The organism is Streptomyces sp. NPDC127117 (genome assembly GCF_042677325.1).
In the GTDB taxonomy this organism is placed as follows: Bacteria; Actinomycetota; Actinomycetes; order Streptomycetales; family Streptomycetaceae; genus Streptomyces.
The window spans coordinates 6,720-20,492 of the sequence record NZ_JBHXTM010000072.1 but is presented as its reverse complement, the minus strand read 5'-3'; the positions used below and the strand labels follow the sequence as shown (position 1 = coordinate 20,492).

Here is a 13,773-nt window from a genome sequence, read left to right as displayed (position 1 = left end):
GGGGGGCGCCCGTCGGGCTGGGTGGGGGTTTTTTTCTGGGGCCACCCCCCCCCCAACCTCTTCCACACCCCGGGCGGGGGCCCGCCGCGGGCCCCGCCCACCGCTCCGTGTTTCCGCGTACGTCCCCGTGCTACGCGTACGTCGTGATGTCGCCGATCACCGAGAAGCCCAGCCCGTACGCGCTCATCCCGCGCCCGTAGGCGCCGATGTACACCCCGCCGGGCGCCGATCCGGCCAGTACCCAGCCGAACTCCGACTCGCGGTAGTGGAACGGGACGGGAACGCCGTCCACCGGCAGGGAGAGCACCGACCACGCCGGGCCGTCCAGGTCGTCGGCGAGTTCGAACGCCGTCTCCGTCTGCTGGTCCAGCCAGTCGTCGCGCAGCCCGTGGTCCATCTGCGCCGGCCAGGTGCAGGCGAGCAGGCCGGACCCGGCCAGCCAGGCCGCGGAGGACACCGTGGTCGCGTCCAGCACTCCCGTGCCGTCGCCGCTGCGCCGCACCGGGCTGCTGGCCATCGACACGACGACGGCGAACCGCAGCTTCTCGGCGCCCGCGTCGGCCCGGACCGACGGTTCGTCACCGTGACCGATGGAACCGTGCTGGACCGTGCCGTCCGCCGCGGTGCCGACCTGCATCAGCCGGCGCGGCCCGGTGAAGGCCTCGTCCAGTCCGTACCAGGGGAACGTGGCCGCCAGATAGCCGTCGACAGTGCGCCGGGCCGCCGGCATCCCCTCTGCCGTGACTGTGCTCGGCGCATCTTCCGCGCCCACCCGACTTGTCGTCTCCATCTGCCCGGCCGCCTCCTCGATCCGTTGGGTCCGGAGCGGCCCGCCCCCCAACGGGCGTACTCACAACCGGACAGATGGAGAATAGCCATACCCTCCGGACGAGCCGGGATTGGCGGGGGGTCAGGTGGCGTCGGCGTCGAACGGCGGCCGGTCGTCCTTGGCGGGCTGGTCACGCTTCTTGAGCAGGTCCGGAGCACCGGCGGAGCCATTGGCGGCGGTGATCGCGGAGCCGCTCGACACGCTGGTCCGGGAGTCCGCGGACTCCACTTCCTTGCTCTCCCGGCCGTTCACCGCGTCGGTGACCTCGGCCAGGTCCTTGCGGAGGTCGAAGCTCTCGCGGATCTCCTTCAGCCCCAGGTCGTCCTTGCCGTCCATGAGCTGCTTGCGGACGAACGTCTTGGGGTTGAGGTCCTCGAACTCGAAGTCCTTGAACTCCGGGCCGAGCTCCGAGCGGATGTCCTCCTTGGCGCTCTCCGAGAACTCACGGATCTTGCGGATGAAGCGCGAGGCGTCCTGGATAACCTTCGGCAGCTTGTCCGGGCCGAAGATCAACACGCCCAGAACAGCGAGCGTCACCAGCTCGAGTGCGCCTATGTCATTGAACACCCTGTTGCCCTTCGTGTTCTCCGAGACCATGTCGGTCGAGGTCCGGACCCGGCCCACGGTACCCGTCGGAACTGCCCACGCGGTAGCGTCCCGGGCCCGTCACGTGCCGCTTGCGGAACCGAGCGTCAAAGAGATGGACAGGTCTTTACCACCGCGGGTCAGCGCGAGGTCCAGACGGTCGCCCGGGCGGTGCGCGCGGATCTTGACGATCAGTTCCTCACCACTGTGCACACGCTGTCCGTCGACCTCGGTGATGACGTCCCCGGGCCTGATCCCGGCCTTGGCGCCGGGCCCGTCCGGCGTCACAGCGGGCCTGCCCTCCGCGCCCTTCGACCCGACCCTGGCGCCGTCCCCGGTGTACTTCATGTCGAGCGTGACACCGATCACCGGGTGGGTGGCCGTGCCGGTGTTGATCAGCTCCTCGGCGACCCGCTTGCCCTGGTTGATCGGGATGGCGAAGCCGAGGCCGATGGAGCCCGCCTGCCCGCCCTCCTCGGACGCACCGCTGTCGGCGGCCCGGATGGCGCTGTTGATGCCTATGACATGGGCGTCGGCGTCGACGAGCGGGCCGCCGGAATTGCCGGGGTTGATCGGCGCGTCGGTCTGCAGCGCGTCGACATAGCTGATGTCGCTGCCGTCGCCCTTCTCGCCGCCCGCGGTGATCGGCCGGTCCTTGGCGCTGATGATGCCGGAGGTCACGGTGTTGGAGAGGTCGAAGGGGGCGCCGATGGCCACCACGGGGTCGCCGACCCGCACGTTGTCGGAGTTGCCCAGCGGCAGCGGCTTGAGGCCGGAGACCCCGGTGACCTTGACCACGGCCAGGTCGTAGCCGCTGTCCTTGCCGACGACCTCGCCGCGCGCGGTCTCGCCGCCGCTGAACGTGACGGTGATCTCGCCGGCCTGGCCGGCCGGGGCGACGACATGGTTGTTGGTGAGGATGTGGCCGGAGCCGTCGAGGACGAAGCCGGTGCCGGTGCCGGACTCGGTGGAGCCGCTGACGTGGAGGGTGACCACGCTGGGCAGGGCGCTGGCGGCGATGCCGGCGACGCTGTCCGGGGCACGGCCGCCGCTGCTGCGGCCGGCCTGCGGGAGTTCGACCTGGGTGAGGCCGCCGTTGCGCTCGATGTACGCCCCGATGCCGCCGCCGATGCCGCCCGCCACCAGCGCGAGCAGTACCGCGCCGGCCAGGAGCGAGCCGCGCCGGTCCTTCTTGCGGCCGGTGTCGGCCCCGAGCGGCGGGCCCGGGTTGGTGAGCGGCTGCCTGGGCGCGCCCCAGGGGTCGTACTGCAGCCACTGCGTCGACGCCCCGTTGGGCTGCTGGGGCTGGGCCTGCTGCGGCAGGGGCTGGGGCTGCTGTCGCTGCTGCGGCAGGGGCTGCTGAGGTGTGTGGGGCGGGGGTGGCGTGAAGCCGGTGGGGGCGGGCGCGGCGGGAGCGGGCGGCGTGGGGGCGGGCGGCGTGGGGATGCCCGCGCCGTTCGTCCCCGCGTACTGCGGGGGTACGGGGGTGCCGTGCGCCGGGGTCGGGACCGGGCGCTGAACGGGGGGTGCGGGCGCCCAGGGGCCCGGTCCGCCGTAGGGCGGGGTGCTGTACTCGTCGGGCTCGTGCAGCGGCTTCGTGAGCCGCACGGCCGGTACGTCGGGCACCGGGCCGGGCGCCGGGGCCGACGGCGCGTCGGCCGTGGGCGCCTCCGGCTCCGTCATGCTGCTCCCGGTACTACGGCTCTCGGTCGTCGCTTCCGTCGCCAGAGCCGCGTCCGGTGCCGTGACGGCATCCGTCGGCGCGTCCATCGGGTCGGCCGCAGGCGCGGGCGTGTCCGCCACGGGGGTCGGCTCGTCCGGCGCTGTGCGGGTGGTGCGTCCCGGTGTGGGCCGGCTCCACCACTTCGCCTTCGGCCCGGTGGACTTCCCGTCTTCCATGCTCTCCCCGCAACTGCCGCAACTGGCCTCTGCACGCCCCGCCAGGGGCGTCCCTCCCGGAACTGCTCCCGGAATTCAACCAGGTTTGCGAATACTTGCGCAGACCCCGTCGGTCAGCGCCGGGAGGAAAGCGGCAGACCGGGATCGGCGGGGGTGGGGAGCGCCGAGGCCGACGACCGCGCCCAGGGCGGTGGTGACGACTGCGTCCCGGTCGGTGGCGCGGAGGGCACCGGGGACTGTGCGTCGAGCCGCCCGAAGACCTGCGCGAAGAGCGGTGTGGTGCCGGTCGGGCGTATCAGCGGTGGCGCGGACACATTGGTCAGGACGTGCGTGGCGAGGGGATTTTCCGCGAGGGTCGTGGTGGAGAGCACCGCGGGAGTGGCCGAGGGCGCAGCCGGTGCGACGCTCGCAGCCGTCGACGGGGCGGAGGCGATCGAGCGCTCGCCCGATCCTCTCGCGGCGAGCGTGCCGTGGCTGCCACCGCCGCGGCGGCCGGGCTGCCCGCCGCTCTCGCCGCGCGAAGGCGCGTCGAGCGGGGTCACCGTGTTTCCGGCGCCGGTGGCCCGGGCCGGGGAGCTGGGGCCCGCACCCGTGGGCAGGGCACCGCCGAGGGCGATGGCCGCCAGCGAGACGGCGCTCGCCGCCGCGAAGGCGAATCTCCGGCCGCGCCAGGGCGACCGCTCGCCCTCCCGGCCCACCTCGTGGATCCGGAAGCCGGAACGGGAGGGCCCGCCCGGCAGCACGGCGGCCGAGCCGTGCGGGGTCGGAAGGAAGCCGAAGCCGCCGAACGGCCGGTTCCCCGACGAGTCCGGGCGGCTGCCGGACGGCTGGATCACGGGGAAGAGCCCGTCGGCGAAGCGCCCGGAGCCGCCGAATGGTCTGTCCGGGCCGTCGTCGTCACCCCCCGGCCCCCCTGGAAGGCCCTGCAGCCGGGCGAGGAACCCCTCGGACGGCGACGGCGGGGCGGACTGGGCGAAGACACTCTTCAGGCGTCGCTGCGCCGCGGCCTCGGCCTTGCACTTGGCGCAGGTCGCGAGGTGGGCGAGCACCCGCTCGCGGGCGTCGTGTTTCAGCTCGCCGTCGACGAGCGCGGCGAGGCGGTCCCCCAGGTGTTGTTCCGCGGGGGTCGGATCTGTGCCACTCACGCCGTTCCGCCCTCCCCTGCCAGGATCGCGCCCGCCAGCGAGCGCTGCTCGGCCCGGGCCTCGGGCGAACGGTGCTGCAACGCCTTGCGCAGGTGCGAGCGACCGCGGTGGATACGGCTGCGCACGGTGCCGAGCTTCACGCCCAGCGTCGCGGCGATCTCCTCGTACGAAAGGCCCTCGATGTCGCAGAGCACGACGGCGGCACGGAACTCGGGCGCGAGGGTGTCCAGCGCCTGCTGCACGTCCGCGTCGAAGTGGGTGTCGTTGAAGACCTGCTGCGGGGACGGCTCACGGCTCGGCAGTCGCTCGGCGGCGTCGTCACCGAGGGAGTCGAAGCGGATCCGCTGCTTGCGGCGGACCATGTCCAGGAACAGGTTGGTCGTGATGCGGTGCAGCCAGCCCTCGAAAGTGCCCGGCGTATAGGTCGACAGCGACCTGAACACGCGGACGAAGACCTCCTGGGTGAGGTCCTCGGCATCGTGCTGGTTGCCCGTCAGCCGGTAGGCCAGGCGGTAGACCCGGCCGCTGTGCGTGCTGACGATCTCTTCCCATGAGGGCGGCGTCCACGCCTGGGAGTCCGCATCTGAGGCGAAGGTCGCGGTCGGTGCGGAGTCGTTGGAAGAACGGTCAGCAATGTTGGTCACGGATTTCGGCTCACCCGCCGACCTGAGAAAGCGCCGCAGCACTCCTCCCCGATCCACAGGCGCAGCCGCACCTCCCCTATCGGCTCTGGTGGTGTCCAGTGGAGCCCCTACCATAGCCACCTCGCCCGTTAGCTCCGGATAAGCCTTTTTCCTGCTGGGGCCGGGGATCACCCCGGAACCGCCGGCCCGTGGCTCCCGGACCCGATCCGCGGGCCGGTTCCACGCGCTCTCCCCTGCCTCTCCATAACGCCCGGTCCCATCTGCGGGTTCCCGGGCGCAGCGGATACAGTCACCGTTGCGCCAACTACGGGGACAGGAGAGGGTCATTACCGCCAACCGGCAGACGAGCTGGGCGTTCGCCGACGCCTTTGTCGCCGAGGACGAAGCACTGCACTGGGCCCGGGACCGGGCCCGGGAGGCGGGGCTCCGCTCGGTGTCGCCAGGTACCGGCGCCGCGCTGCGCTTGCTCGCTGCCACGACGGACGCCAAAGCGGTGGCCGAAATCGGCACCGGGACCGGCGTGTCCGGCCTCTATCTGCTGCACGGGATGCGGCCCGACGGCGTCCTGACCACGGTCGACCCGGAGCCCGAGCGGCAGCAGTTCGCCCGTGAGGCGTTCCGGGCCGCGGGGTTCGCTGCCAACCGGGCCCGCTTCATCCCCGGCCGCGCCCTGGACGTACTTCCCCGGCTCGCGGACGGCGGATACGACCTCGTGTTCTGCGACGGCGACCGGCTGGAGAGCCTGGACTGTCTCGCTGAATCGTTGCGCCTGCTGCGCCCCGGCGGCCTGGTCTGCTTCGAGGGCGTCTTCGCGGACGGCCGTACGGTCGATTCCGCCGCGCAGCCCGCGGAGGTGCTGCGGCTGCGGGAGCTGCTGCGTGCGGTGCGGGAGAGCCAGGAGCTGTTGTCGACGCTGCTGCCGGTGGGCGACGGGCTGCTGTGCGCGGTGCGCAGGGGCTGAGACCCTCAGGGCCGCGCCCCGGCTCCACGGGCGGGCCCTCGACCGCCGGGCGGGCCGGCCGTGCGGTCCGTGAGTGGTCGCGAAGGCCGTGGACGCAGCGCTGCCCCGGCACGGAGTCCGTGCCGGGGCAGCGCTGAAGTGTGGGCGCCTCTGCTCAGCCGACGACCTTCTTGAGGGCATCGCCGAGTGCATCGGCCTCGTCCGGAGTCAGCTCCACGACAAGCCGACCGCCGCCTTCGAGCGGAACGCGCATGACGATGCCCCGCCCCTCCTTTGTCACCTCGAGCGGGCCGTCGCCCGTCCGCGGCTTCATGGCCGCCATGCTCGTTCCCCTTCCTGAAACCAGCTCATCGCAACCGGCGGCCCCATGACAGGCGCTGTGTCACCGGCATCGAACACATTGCTTCCAGGCCATTATCCCGCATCACAGACCCCGATGACCAACATCGGTCTGCATCGCTTGCGCAACGCGCTCTCTCAAAACCACCCAATTCGGCGATCGGCCTGCGATACTCCGCCGCCCGCACCCCCGCATCGGGGCGCAATTGTTAGACGCAGGTCACATGTCGGCGCCCGCCGGAGTCGGCCATGCTTGCGTGGACAAGGCATTTCCCGAGGTGCGAAGGGGACAACGAAATGGCCGACCACATGGCGGACAGCGTGCTCTGTGAAGTGAGCGACGGACTCGCGACGATCACGATCAACCGTCCCGACGCGATGAACGCCATGAACACCGCGGCCAAGGTGGCCCTCCGCGACGCGCTGCGGTCCGCGGCGGCCGACACCGCCGTACGGGCCGTGCTGCTCACCGCGACCGGTCGGGCGTTCTGTGTCGGCCAGGACCTGAAGGAGCACGTGGCCAAGCTGGAGAGCACCCGCGAGTCGGGCAGCGGCAACGCGCTGAGCACCGTGCGGGAGCACTACAACCCGATCGTGCGGGCCATCACCGAGATGCCCAAGCCGGTCGTCGCCGGGGTCAACGGGGTCGCCGCCGGTGCCGGTTTCGGTTTCGCGCTCGCCTGCGACTACCGGGTGGCCGCCGACACCGCCTCGTTCAACACCTCCTTCGCCGGCGTGGCCCTCACCGCCGACTCGGGGGTCTCTTGGACGCTGCCCCGCCTGATCGGGCAGAGCCGCGCCGCCGATCTGCTGTTCTTCCCGCGCTCGATCTCCGCGCAGGACGCCCATGAGCTGGGCATCGTGAACAAGCTGGTGCCCGCCGCCGACCTGGCCGCCGAGGCCGCCGCCGTGGCCCGCACCCTGGCGGCCGGCCCCACCGTGGCCTACGCCGCGCTCAAGGAGTCCCTGGCCCACGGCGCCGGTCGCACGCTGAGCGAGGCACTGGAGAAGGAGGACGAGCTCCAGACCCGGGCGGGCAAGTCCGAGGACCACACGATCGCGGTGCAGGCGTTCCTGAACAAGGAGAAGCCGAAGTACCTCGGCCGGTAGCCCCCGGTACGGGCCTTACGCGCCGGTTCCGCGTGCCACGCAGTCGGCCAGGTGGTCGTCGACCAGGCCGCACGCCTGCATCAGCGCGTAGGCCGTGGTGGGTCCGACGAAGCGCAGCCCGCGCTTCTTGAGGTCCTTGGCCAGTGCGGTGGACTCCGGGGTGACCGCCGGGATGTCCCCGGTGGTGCGGGGGGCCGGCCGGCCGGCCGGGTCGGGGGCGTGGGACCAGATCACCTCGTCCAGCTCGCCGGCCGCCCAGCCGGCCAGCACCTTGGCGTTGGCGAGGGTCGCCTCGATCTTCGCGCGGTTGCGGATGATGCCGGCATCGGCGAGGAGGCGCTCCTTGTCGGCGTCGGTGAACTCCGCGACGGCGGGGATCTTGAACCCGGCGAAGGCGGAGCGGAAGCCCTCCCGGCGTCGCAGGATCGTCAGCCAGGAGAGGCCCGACTGGAAGGCCTCCAGGCAGAGCCGCTCGAAGAGGGCGTCGTCGCCGTGGACGGGGCGGCCCCACTCGGTGTCGTGGTACGCGAGGTAGTCCTCGGTGGAGAGCCCCCACGGGCAGCGCAGGCCGCCGTCCGGGGCCGCTTCGGCTCCGCTCATCGCAGGGGCTCCTCTCCCGTGTTCCCGGTGTGCCGCGGGTCCTGCTCCGGCGCCTCCCACGGCGCTCTCGGGCGGTCCCCGGGCAGCTCCCGGCCCTGCTGCGGCCGCTCCTGCGGCGGCTCGATCAGCCCGGGGCGGCCGACCGCGGACGCCTGAGCGCCGGCCAGCGCCGATTCCAGCTCCGCGATCCGCGCGTCCCGCTCGGCGAGCTCGGCACCGAGCCGGCCGAGCGCCTCGTCGACATCCGTCATGCGGTAGCCGCGCACGGCCACCGGCAGGCGCAGCGCGTCGACGTCCGCGCGGCCGACCGGTCTCGTGGCGGGCAGCGGATCGGTCAGCTGCTCGGGCGCCACGTCCTGCAGGACGGCGCTCTTCCCCCCACCGACCACCGCTAGGGTGACCGCGGCCACGACCACGACCATCGTCACCAGCAAGAACCAGAACACGCGCATCTCCCCGGGAGCGGAAACCTGTCCGGGTCCGATCGTGCCATGCGGCACCGACAGCCGGTGGCCGCCCTGACAGGGCCTAAGGTCTCTCGTTCGGGTCGGGCCGGATCAGGGAGCGGGGTCCGGTGTGGTGCATCGCGGGGCAAAGGGGGAGTCGGATGGGGTCTCCCCTGGTCGAGCGGGGCCGAGAGCTCGGAGAAGGAGCCCCGGCGAGTGACGACAGCGCGGCGAGGTGGGGCACCGGGGCACACGAGCCCGTCATGATCCAAACGAGAGGCCCTAGGGTCACAGGTGACCCACGTGGCGATCTGGCAAAGGAGAAACGCGGTATGCGAAGCGGTGCGCTCAGGCTGGGGCGGCGCGAATTCGGTGCGCACGAGCCGGTGATCATGGCGATCGTGAACCGTACCCCGGACTCCTTCTACGACCAGGGTGCGACGTTCCGGGACGAACCGGCGCTCGCCCGGGTCGAGCAGGCGATCGCGGACGGTGCGGCGATCGTCGACATCGGGGGCGTGAAGGCGGGTCCGGGCGAGGAGGTGACCGCCGAGGAGGAGGCGCGTCGCACGGTGGGGTTCGTCGCGGAGGTGCGCCGCCGTCACCCGGACGTGGTGATCAGCGTCGACACCTGGCGCCACGACGTGGGCGAGGCGGTCTGCGAGGCCGGCGCGGACGTGCTGAACGACGCGTGGGGCGGGGTGGACCCCAAGCTCGCGGAGGTCGCCGCACGGTACGGCGCGGGTCTGGTCTGCACGCACGCGGGCGGCGCCGAGCCGCGGACCCGGCCGCACCGGATCGCGTACGAGGACGTCATGGCGGACATCCTGCGGGTGACGGTGGGACTGGCCGAACGGGCGGTGGAGCTCGGGGTGCGGCCCGACGGGATCATGATCGATCCCGGTCATGACTTCGGGAAGAACACCCGGCACTCCCTGGAGGCGACCCGCCGGCTCGGCGAGATGACGGAGACCGGCTGGCCGGTGCTCGTCTCGCTGTCCAACAAGGACTTCGTCGGCGAGACGCTCGACCGGCCGGTGAAGGAGCGGGTGATCGGGACGCTGGCGACCACGGCCGTCTCGGCGTGGCTCGGGGCGCAGGTGTACCGGGTGCACGAGGTGGCGGAGACCCGGCAGGTGCTGGACATGGTGGCGTCCATCGCGGGGCACCGGGAGCCGGCCGTGGCCCGGCGCGGACTGGCCTGACCCGGGCGGGCGATCGGGGCCGTGACCCGGACGGGGCCGGGCCGTGACCCCGTCCGGGGCGGGGCCGTGACCCCGTCCGGGGCGGGGCCGTGACCCCGTCCGGGGCGGGGCCGTGACCCCGTCCGGGGCGGGGCCCACGCCCGAGCCCGGCCCCGAGCACCTGCCCCGGCCGTCGGCCCCGCCCCGGCCCCGCTCCTCGGACGGCCCCTACCGGCCGACCTCCTTCGTCACGAGGTTGACCGCCTCGTCCACGTCGTCGGTGACGTGGAACAGCAGCAGGTCGTGCTCGGACGCCTTGCCCTGCGCCACCACCGTGTCCCTCAGCCAGTCCACGAGACCGCTCCAGTACGCGGTGCCGAACAGCACGATCGGGAAGCGGGTGACCTTGCCCGTCTGGACGAGGGTGAGGGCCTCGAAGAGCTCGTCCAGGGTGCCGAGCCCGCCGGGCAGTACGACGAAGCCCTGCGCGTACTTCACGAACATCGTCTTGCGGACGAAGAAGTAGCGGAAATTGACGCCGATGTCGACGTGCGGGTTGAGGCCGGACTCGAAGGGCAGCTCGATGCCGAGACCGACCGAGACCCCCTTCGCCTCCCGCGCCCCCTTGTTCGCCGCCTCCATCGCTCCCGGCCCGCCGCCCGTGATGACCGCGAAGCCGGCCTCCACCAGCGCCTTGCCGATCCGTACGCCCGCCTCGTAGTCGGGTCCGTCGGCCGGGGTACGGGCGGAGCCGAAGACGCTGATGGCGCTCGGCAGTTCGGCCAGTGCGCCGAATCCCTCGACGAACTCCGACTGGATGCGCATCACCCGCCAGGGGTCGGTGTGCACCCACTCGGAGTCGCCCTCGGTGTCCAGCAGCCGCTGGTCGGTGGTGCCGGGCTGTACCTGTTCCCTGCGGCGCAGTACCGGTCCGAGCCGCTGCTCCTCGGGGACACGTGCTCCCTCGGGGTTGCCCATGACCTGCTCCCTCCGACGACGATCGACGGCCATCCGCGATGGCCATCCGTTGTCAGGTCAGGGTAGATCGATGGAGGTTACGGACAGGGGAATGCCGTGGGTCAGCCGGTGAGCCAGGAGCGGAGCCGCTCCTCGCACTGCGTGATCCGCTCGACCACCACGTGCTCGTCGCGCTTGTGGGCGAAGAGCGGGTCGCCCGGTCCGTAGTTCACCGCGGGGACGCCGAGGGAGCCGAAGCGGGAGACGTCCGTCCAGCCGAACTTGGGCCGGGCGGTGCCGCCCACCGCCGCCATGAACGCCTTGGCCGCCGGGTGCGAGAGGCCGGGCATGGCCGCGCCCGAGTGGTCGTCGACGACGAATTCGACGACGCCGCAGTCCGCGAAGACCTCGTGGACGTGGGCCAGGGCCTCCTCGGCGGTCCGGTCGGGCGCGTACCGGAAATTGACCACGACGGTGCAGGCGTCCGGGATGACGTTGTTGGCGACGCCCCCCTCGATCCGTACCGCGTTCAGGCCCTCGTGGTATTCGAGGCCGTCGATGACCGGGCGGCGCGGTTCGTACGCGGCGAGGCGGGCCAGGATCGGGGCGGCGGAGTGGATGGCGTTGGATCCCATCCAGCCGCGCGCGGAGTGGGCCCGCTCCCCCTCCGTACGGAGGAAGACCCGCAGGGTGCCCTGGCAGCCGCCCTCGACCTCGGCGTCGGAGCCCTCCAGCAGGACCGCGAAGTCGCCCGTCAGCCAGTCGGGGTGGGCGTCGGCGATGTGGCCGAGCCCGTTGAGGTGCGCGGCGACCTCCTCGTTGTCGTAGAAGACGAAGGTCAGGTCGCGGTTGGGCTCGGGCACGGTCGCGGCGATCCGCAGCTGGACGGCGACGCCCGACTTCATGTCGGAGGTGCCGCAGCCCCACAGCACCCCGTTGTCGTCGAGCCGGGACGGCAGGTTGTCGGCGATCGGCACGGTGTCGATGTGCCCGGCCAGCACCACCCGCTCGGCGCGGCCCAGGTCCGTCCTGGCCACGACGTTGTTGCCGTACCGGTCGACGGTCAGGTGCGGCAGGGTGCGCAGCGCCGACTCGATCGCGTCCGCGAGGTCCTTCTCCTGGCCGCTGACCGACGGGAAGTCGACGAGCCGGGCGGTCAGCTCCGGGCCGCCGAGGGTGAGGTCAAGTGTGGTTTCGGGCATGGGACCGACCCTAAAGGACTGGGCCCTCGGCCCCGGTCGGGCACTCCAGTACGGTGGGCGCGTGCCCCGGACCGTCTCCCCCGCCCGCCGACACACCGGCCGCAGCCGCCCCTTGCGCATCGCGGCCGCCCTTGTCGTGCTCGCCGCGCTCGGCGGCTATCTGACCGTTCAGTACATAACCGGCAGCAGGGTCATCGAGGGATGCACCGTGCGGTCCGAGGACGGTTCGGACGGCGAGGGCCGTACGTACCGGATGAGTCCGGAACAGGCCGTCAACGCCGCGACGATCTCCGCGGTCGGCACCTCGCGCGGGATGCCGGAGCGTGCCGTGACGATCGCGCTGGCGACCGCGCTCCAGGAGTCCGGGCTGCGGAACATCGAGCACGGCGACCGGGACTCGCTGGGGCTGTTCCAGCAGCGCCCCTCGCAGGGCTGGGGCACCGAGAAGCAGATCCTGGACCCCGTCTACTCCGCCGGGGAGTTCTACCGGCATCTGGCCGAGGTCCCCGGCTACTCGCGGCTGCCGCTGACGGTCGCGGCCCAGCGGGTCCAGCGCAGCGGTTTCCCGCAGGCGTACGCGAAGCACGAGCCGGACGCGGCCCTGCTGGCGGCGGCGCTGACCGGCCGTACGCCCGCCGCGCTGAACTGCGCGCCGCCGCGGGCGACGGCGGCGAGCCCCGACGCGGCGAAGGTGCGGGCGGAGCTGGTGCGCGCCTTCGGCAAGAAGGTGCTGCCTCCGGTGACGACGGCACCGGAGGACGGCGGGCCTGCGGCCGGCGCGGCTGCGTCGAGCACGGTCTCGGTGCCGGTGCCCGCGACCCGGGCGTCCGAGGACGACGACTCGGCCCGGCGCGGCTGGGAGCTGGCGCACTGGGCGGTCGCGCAGTCCGAGGCGCTCCGCCTGGGCGAGGTCTCGTACGCGGGCCGGGTGTGGGAGGCCGGGACGGGCTGGCGGACGGAGCGTAAGGAATCGGGCACCACCGACGTACGGATCAGGCTCGCGCGCTAGTTCGCACGATCACCCGGAGGCGTCGTCCGATCCTTTCCGGACAACTCCCCGGACCACACCTCCCGCAATTCCCCCGTCGGCTCCTCAATTCCCTTGCCGGAGAAGGGAAGTGACGGTTCATCATCAAGCCCGGAAATGCCGCGTCCATCCGGGTTCCCCCAATGCCGATCATGTGACACATTACCGACTCTTTACCTCGGCCCACCGCAACCTCCCCCGCCCTTTCGACGGTTGTCATTGCGTCCGATCAACGGACAGACCTATTCCTCATCCTGTCGAAGGAGCATCATGTCCCTCCCCCTGACCCGCCGGATCGCCCGTGCCGCACTGCTGATCGCTGCGGGTGCCGCCCCCGTGGTCGGTGCGGCCGGAGCCGCGGGTGCCGCGGAGCTCCCGCAGGCCCCGGAGCTCGGCGGTCTGACCACCGTCGACGGTGCCGGTCTCGGCAAGACGGTCGACGGCGCGTCCCAGCAGGGCACCAAGGCGGCGGGCGACACCGGCGGCAAGATCGTCGGGACGACCCTCCCGGCCGCGAGCAAGACCGTCGGCAAGGCCGGCGCCGAGACCACCCCCGCCGTGCAGAAGGCCGCGGGCGGCGCCGCGGGCAACGCGGGCCAGGTCATCGGCGAGGCCGCCGGTACCGTGACCGAGGGCGGCCTGCCCACCCAGGGCCTGCCGATCGGCGGCTGACCCGCACCGGCCGCCGGCCGGCACATCACATACGCGAGGGGCCTCGGGAGTGCGCACACCCCCTGCCCCACGCGTGTTACGCCGGTGTAATCCCAGCCGCGTGACGGCGGCCGCCACCCCCGCGGCCGGCGCCGTGAACACCACCCCAACGAAGCAGTGTCGTATTAACAAAC

The 13,773-nt window shown here is 72.4% G+C and carries 15 protein-coding genes; 5 read left to right on the top strand and 10 right to left on the bottom strand.

Annotated features, from left to right (window positions below; translation table 11 throughout):
• Positions 1-130: 130 nt before the first annotated feature.
• From ACFVH0_RS36545 to sigE, 5 genes are all read right to left on the bottom strand, one after another.
• The gene (locus ACFVH0_RS36545) at positions 131-790 is read right to left on the bottom strand and encodes a hypothetical protein (protein ID WP_385827431.1); all 660 of its coding nucleotides are present in this window, start codon (positions 788-790) and stop codon (positions 131-133) included.
• A gap of 120 nt (positions 791-910) precedes the next feature.
• A complete protein-coding gene (locus ACFVH0_RS36540; protein WP_385827430.1) occupies positions 911-1,396 on the bottom strand; it encodes a sec-independent translocase in 486 nt (161 codons plus the stop codon).
• A gap of 99 nt (positions 1,397-1,495) precedes the next feature.
• Positions 1,496-3,313: a trypsin-like peptidase domain-containing protein gene (locus tag ACFVH0_RS36535; RefSeq protein ID WP_385827428.1), complete on the bottom strand. Its 1,818-nt coding sequence runs from the start codon at positions 3,311-3,313 to the stop codon at positions 1,496-1,498.
• Between the two features lie 113 nt (positions 3,314-3,426).
• Entirely contained in the window at positions 3,427-4,458 is a 1,032-nt protein-coding gene (locus ACFVH0_RS36530; protein WP_385827426.1) for a zf-HC2 domain-containing protein, read from the bottom strand.
• The gene (sigE, locus tag ACFVH0_RS36525) at positions 4,455-5,216 is read right to left on the bottom strand and encodes an RNA polymerase sigma factor SigE (protein WP_206433351.1); all 762 of its coding nucleotides are present in this window, start codon (positions 5,214-5,216) and stop codon (positions 4,455-4,457) included. The genes ACFVH0_RS36530 and sigE overlap by 4 nt, the downstream gene beginning before the upstream one ends.
• Before the next feature lie 181 nt (positions 5,217-5,397).
• Between sigE and ACFVH0_RS36520 the strand changes: the two genes are divergently transcribed.
• On the top strand, positions 5,398-6,063 hold the full coding sequence (locus tag ACFVH0_RS36520) for an O-methyltransferase (RefSeq protein ID WP_266733576.1): 666 nt from the start codon (positions 5,398-5,400) through the stop codon (positions 6,061-6,063).
• A gap of 154 nt (positions 6,064-6,217) precedes the next feature.
• On the opposite strand, the gene ACFVH0_RS36515 is transcribed toward ACFVH0_RS36520, so the two are convergent.
• Positions 6,218-6,385 carry a DUF3117 domain-containing protein gene (locus tag ACFVH0_RS36515; RefSeq protein ID WP_003966491.1) on the bottom strand — a complete coding sequence of 56 codons (168 nt, stop codon included), beginning with the start codon at positions 6,383-6,385 and terminating at the stop codon, positions 6,218-6,220.
• A 314-nt stretch (positions 6,386-6,699) separates the two neighbouring features.
• On the opposite strand from ACFVH0_RS36515, the gene ACFVH0_RS36510 reads away from it, so the two are divergent.
• On the top strand, positions 6,700-7,512 hold the full coding sequence (locus ACFVH0_RS36510; RefSeq protein WP_385827424.1) for an enoyl-CoA hydratase/isomerase family protein: 813 nt from the start codon (positions 6,700-6,702) through the stop codon (positions 7,510-7,512).
• A 15-nt stretch (positions 7,513-7,527) separates the two neighbouring features.
• On the opposite strand, the gene ACFVH0_RS36505 is transcribed toward ACFVH0_RS36510, so the two are convergent.
• Positions 7,528-8,112 (bottom strand): DNA-3-methyladenine glycosylase I, encoded by a 585-nt coding sequence (locus ACFVH0_RS36505; RefSeq protein WP_385827423.1) that lies wholly within the window; start codon positions 8,110-8,112, stop codon positions 7,528-7,530.
• Positions 8,109-8,564 (bottom strand): cell division protein DivIVA, encoded by a 456-nt coding sequence (locus tag ACFVH0_RS36500; protein WP_385827421.1) that lies wholly within the window; start codon positions 8,562-8,564, stop codon positions 8,109-8,111. Before ACFVH0_RS36500 ends, ACFVH0_RS36505 begins: the two co-directional genes overlap by 4 nt.
• A gap of 326 nt (positions 8,565-8,890) precedes the next feature.
• Between ACFVH0_RS36500 and folP the strand changes: the two genes are divergently transcribed.
• Complete coding sequence (folP, locus tag ACFVH0_RS36495; protein WP_124716560.1) at positions 8,891-9,763, top strand: dihydropteroate synthase; 873 nt, start codon at positions 8,891-8,893, stop codon at positions 9,761-9,763.
• A 207-nt stretch (positions 9,764-9,970) separates the two neighbouring features.
• Here the strand turns inward: folP and ACFVH0_RS36490 are convergent, their stop codons facing one another.
• A complete protein-coding gene (locus tag ACFVH0_RS36490; RefSeq protein WP_385827419.1) occupies positions 9,971-10,720 on the bottom strand; it encodes a TIGR00730 family Rossman fold protein in 750 nt (249 codons plus the stop codon).
• A gap of 101 nt (positions 10,721-10,821) precedes the next feature.
• On the bottom strand, positions 10,822-11,901 hold the full coding sequence (dapE, locus tag ACFVH0_RS36485) for a succinyl-diaminopimelate desuccinylase (RefSeq protein ID WP_385827417.1): 1,080 nt from the start codon (positions 11,899-11,901) through the stop codon (positions 10,822-10,824).
• Between the two features lie 61 nt (positions 11,902-11,962).
• Here dapE and ACFVH0_RS36480 point away from each other — a divergent pair, with 61 nt between their 5' ends.
• On the top strand, positions 11,963-12,910 hold the full coding sequence (locus tag ACFVH0_RS36480; RefSeq protein WP_385827415.1) for a hypothetical protein: 948 nt from the start codon (positions 11,963-11,965) through the stop codon (positions 12,908-12,910).
• Between the two features lie 288 nt (positions 12,911-13,198).
• Positions 13,199-13,600 (top strand): ATP-binding protein, encoded by a 402-nt coding sequence (locus ACFVH0_RS36475; RefSeq protein ID WP_385827414.1) that lies wholly within the window; start codon positions 13,199-13,201, stop codon positions 13,598-13,600.
• Positions 13,601-13,773 lie beyond the last annotated feature (173 nt).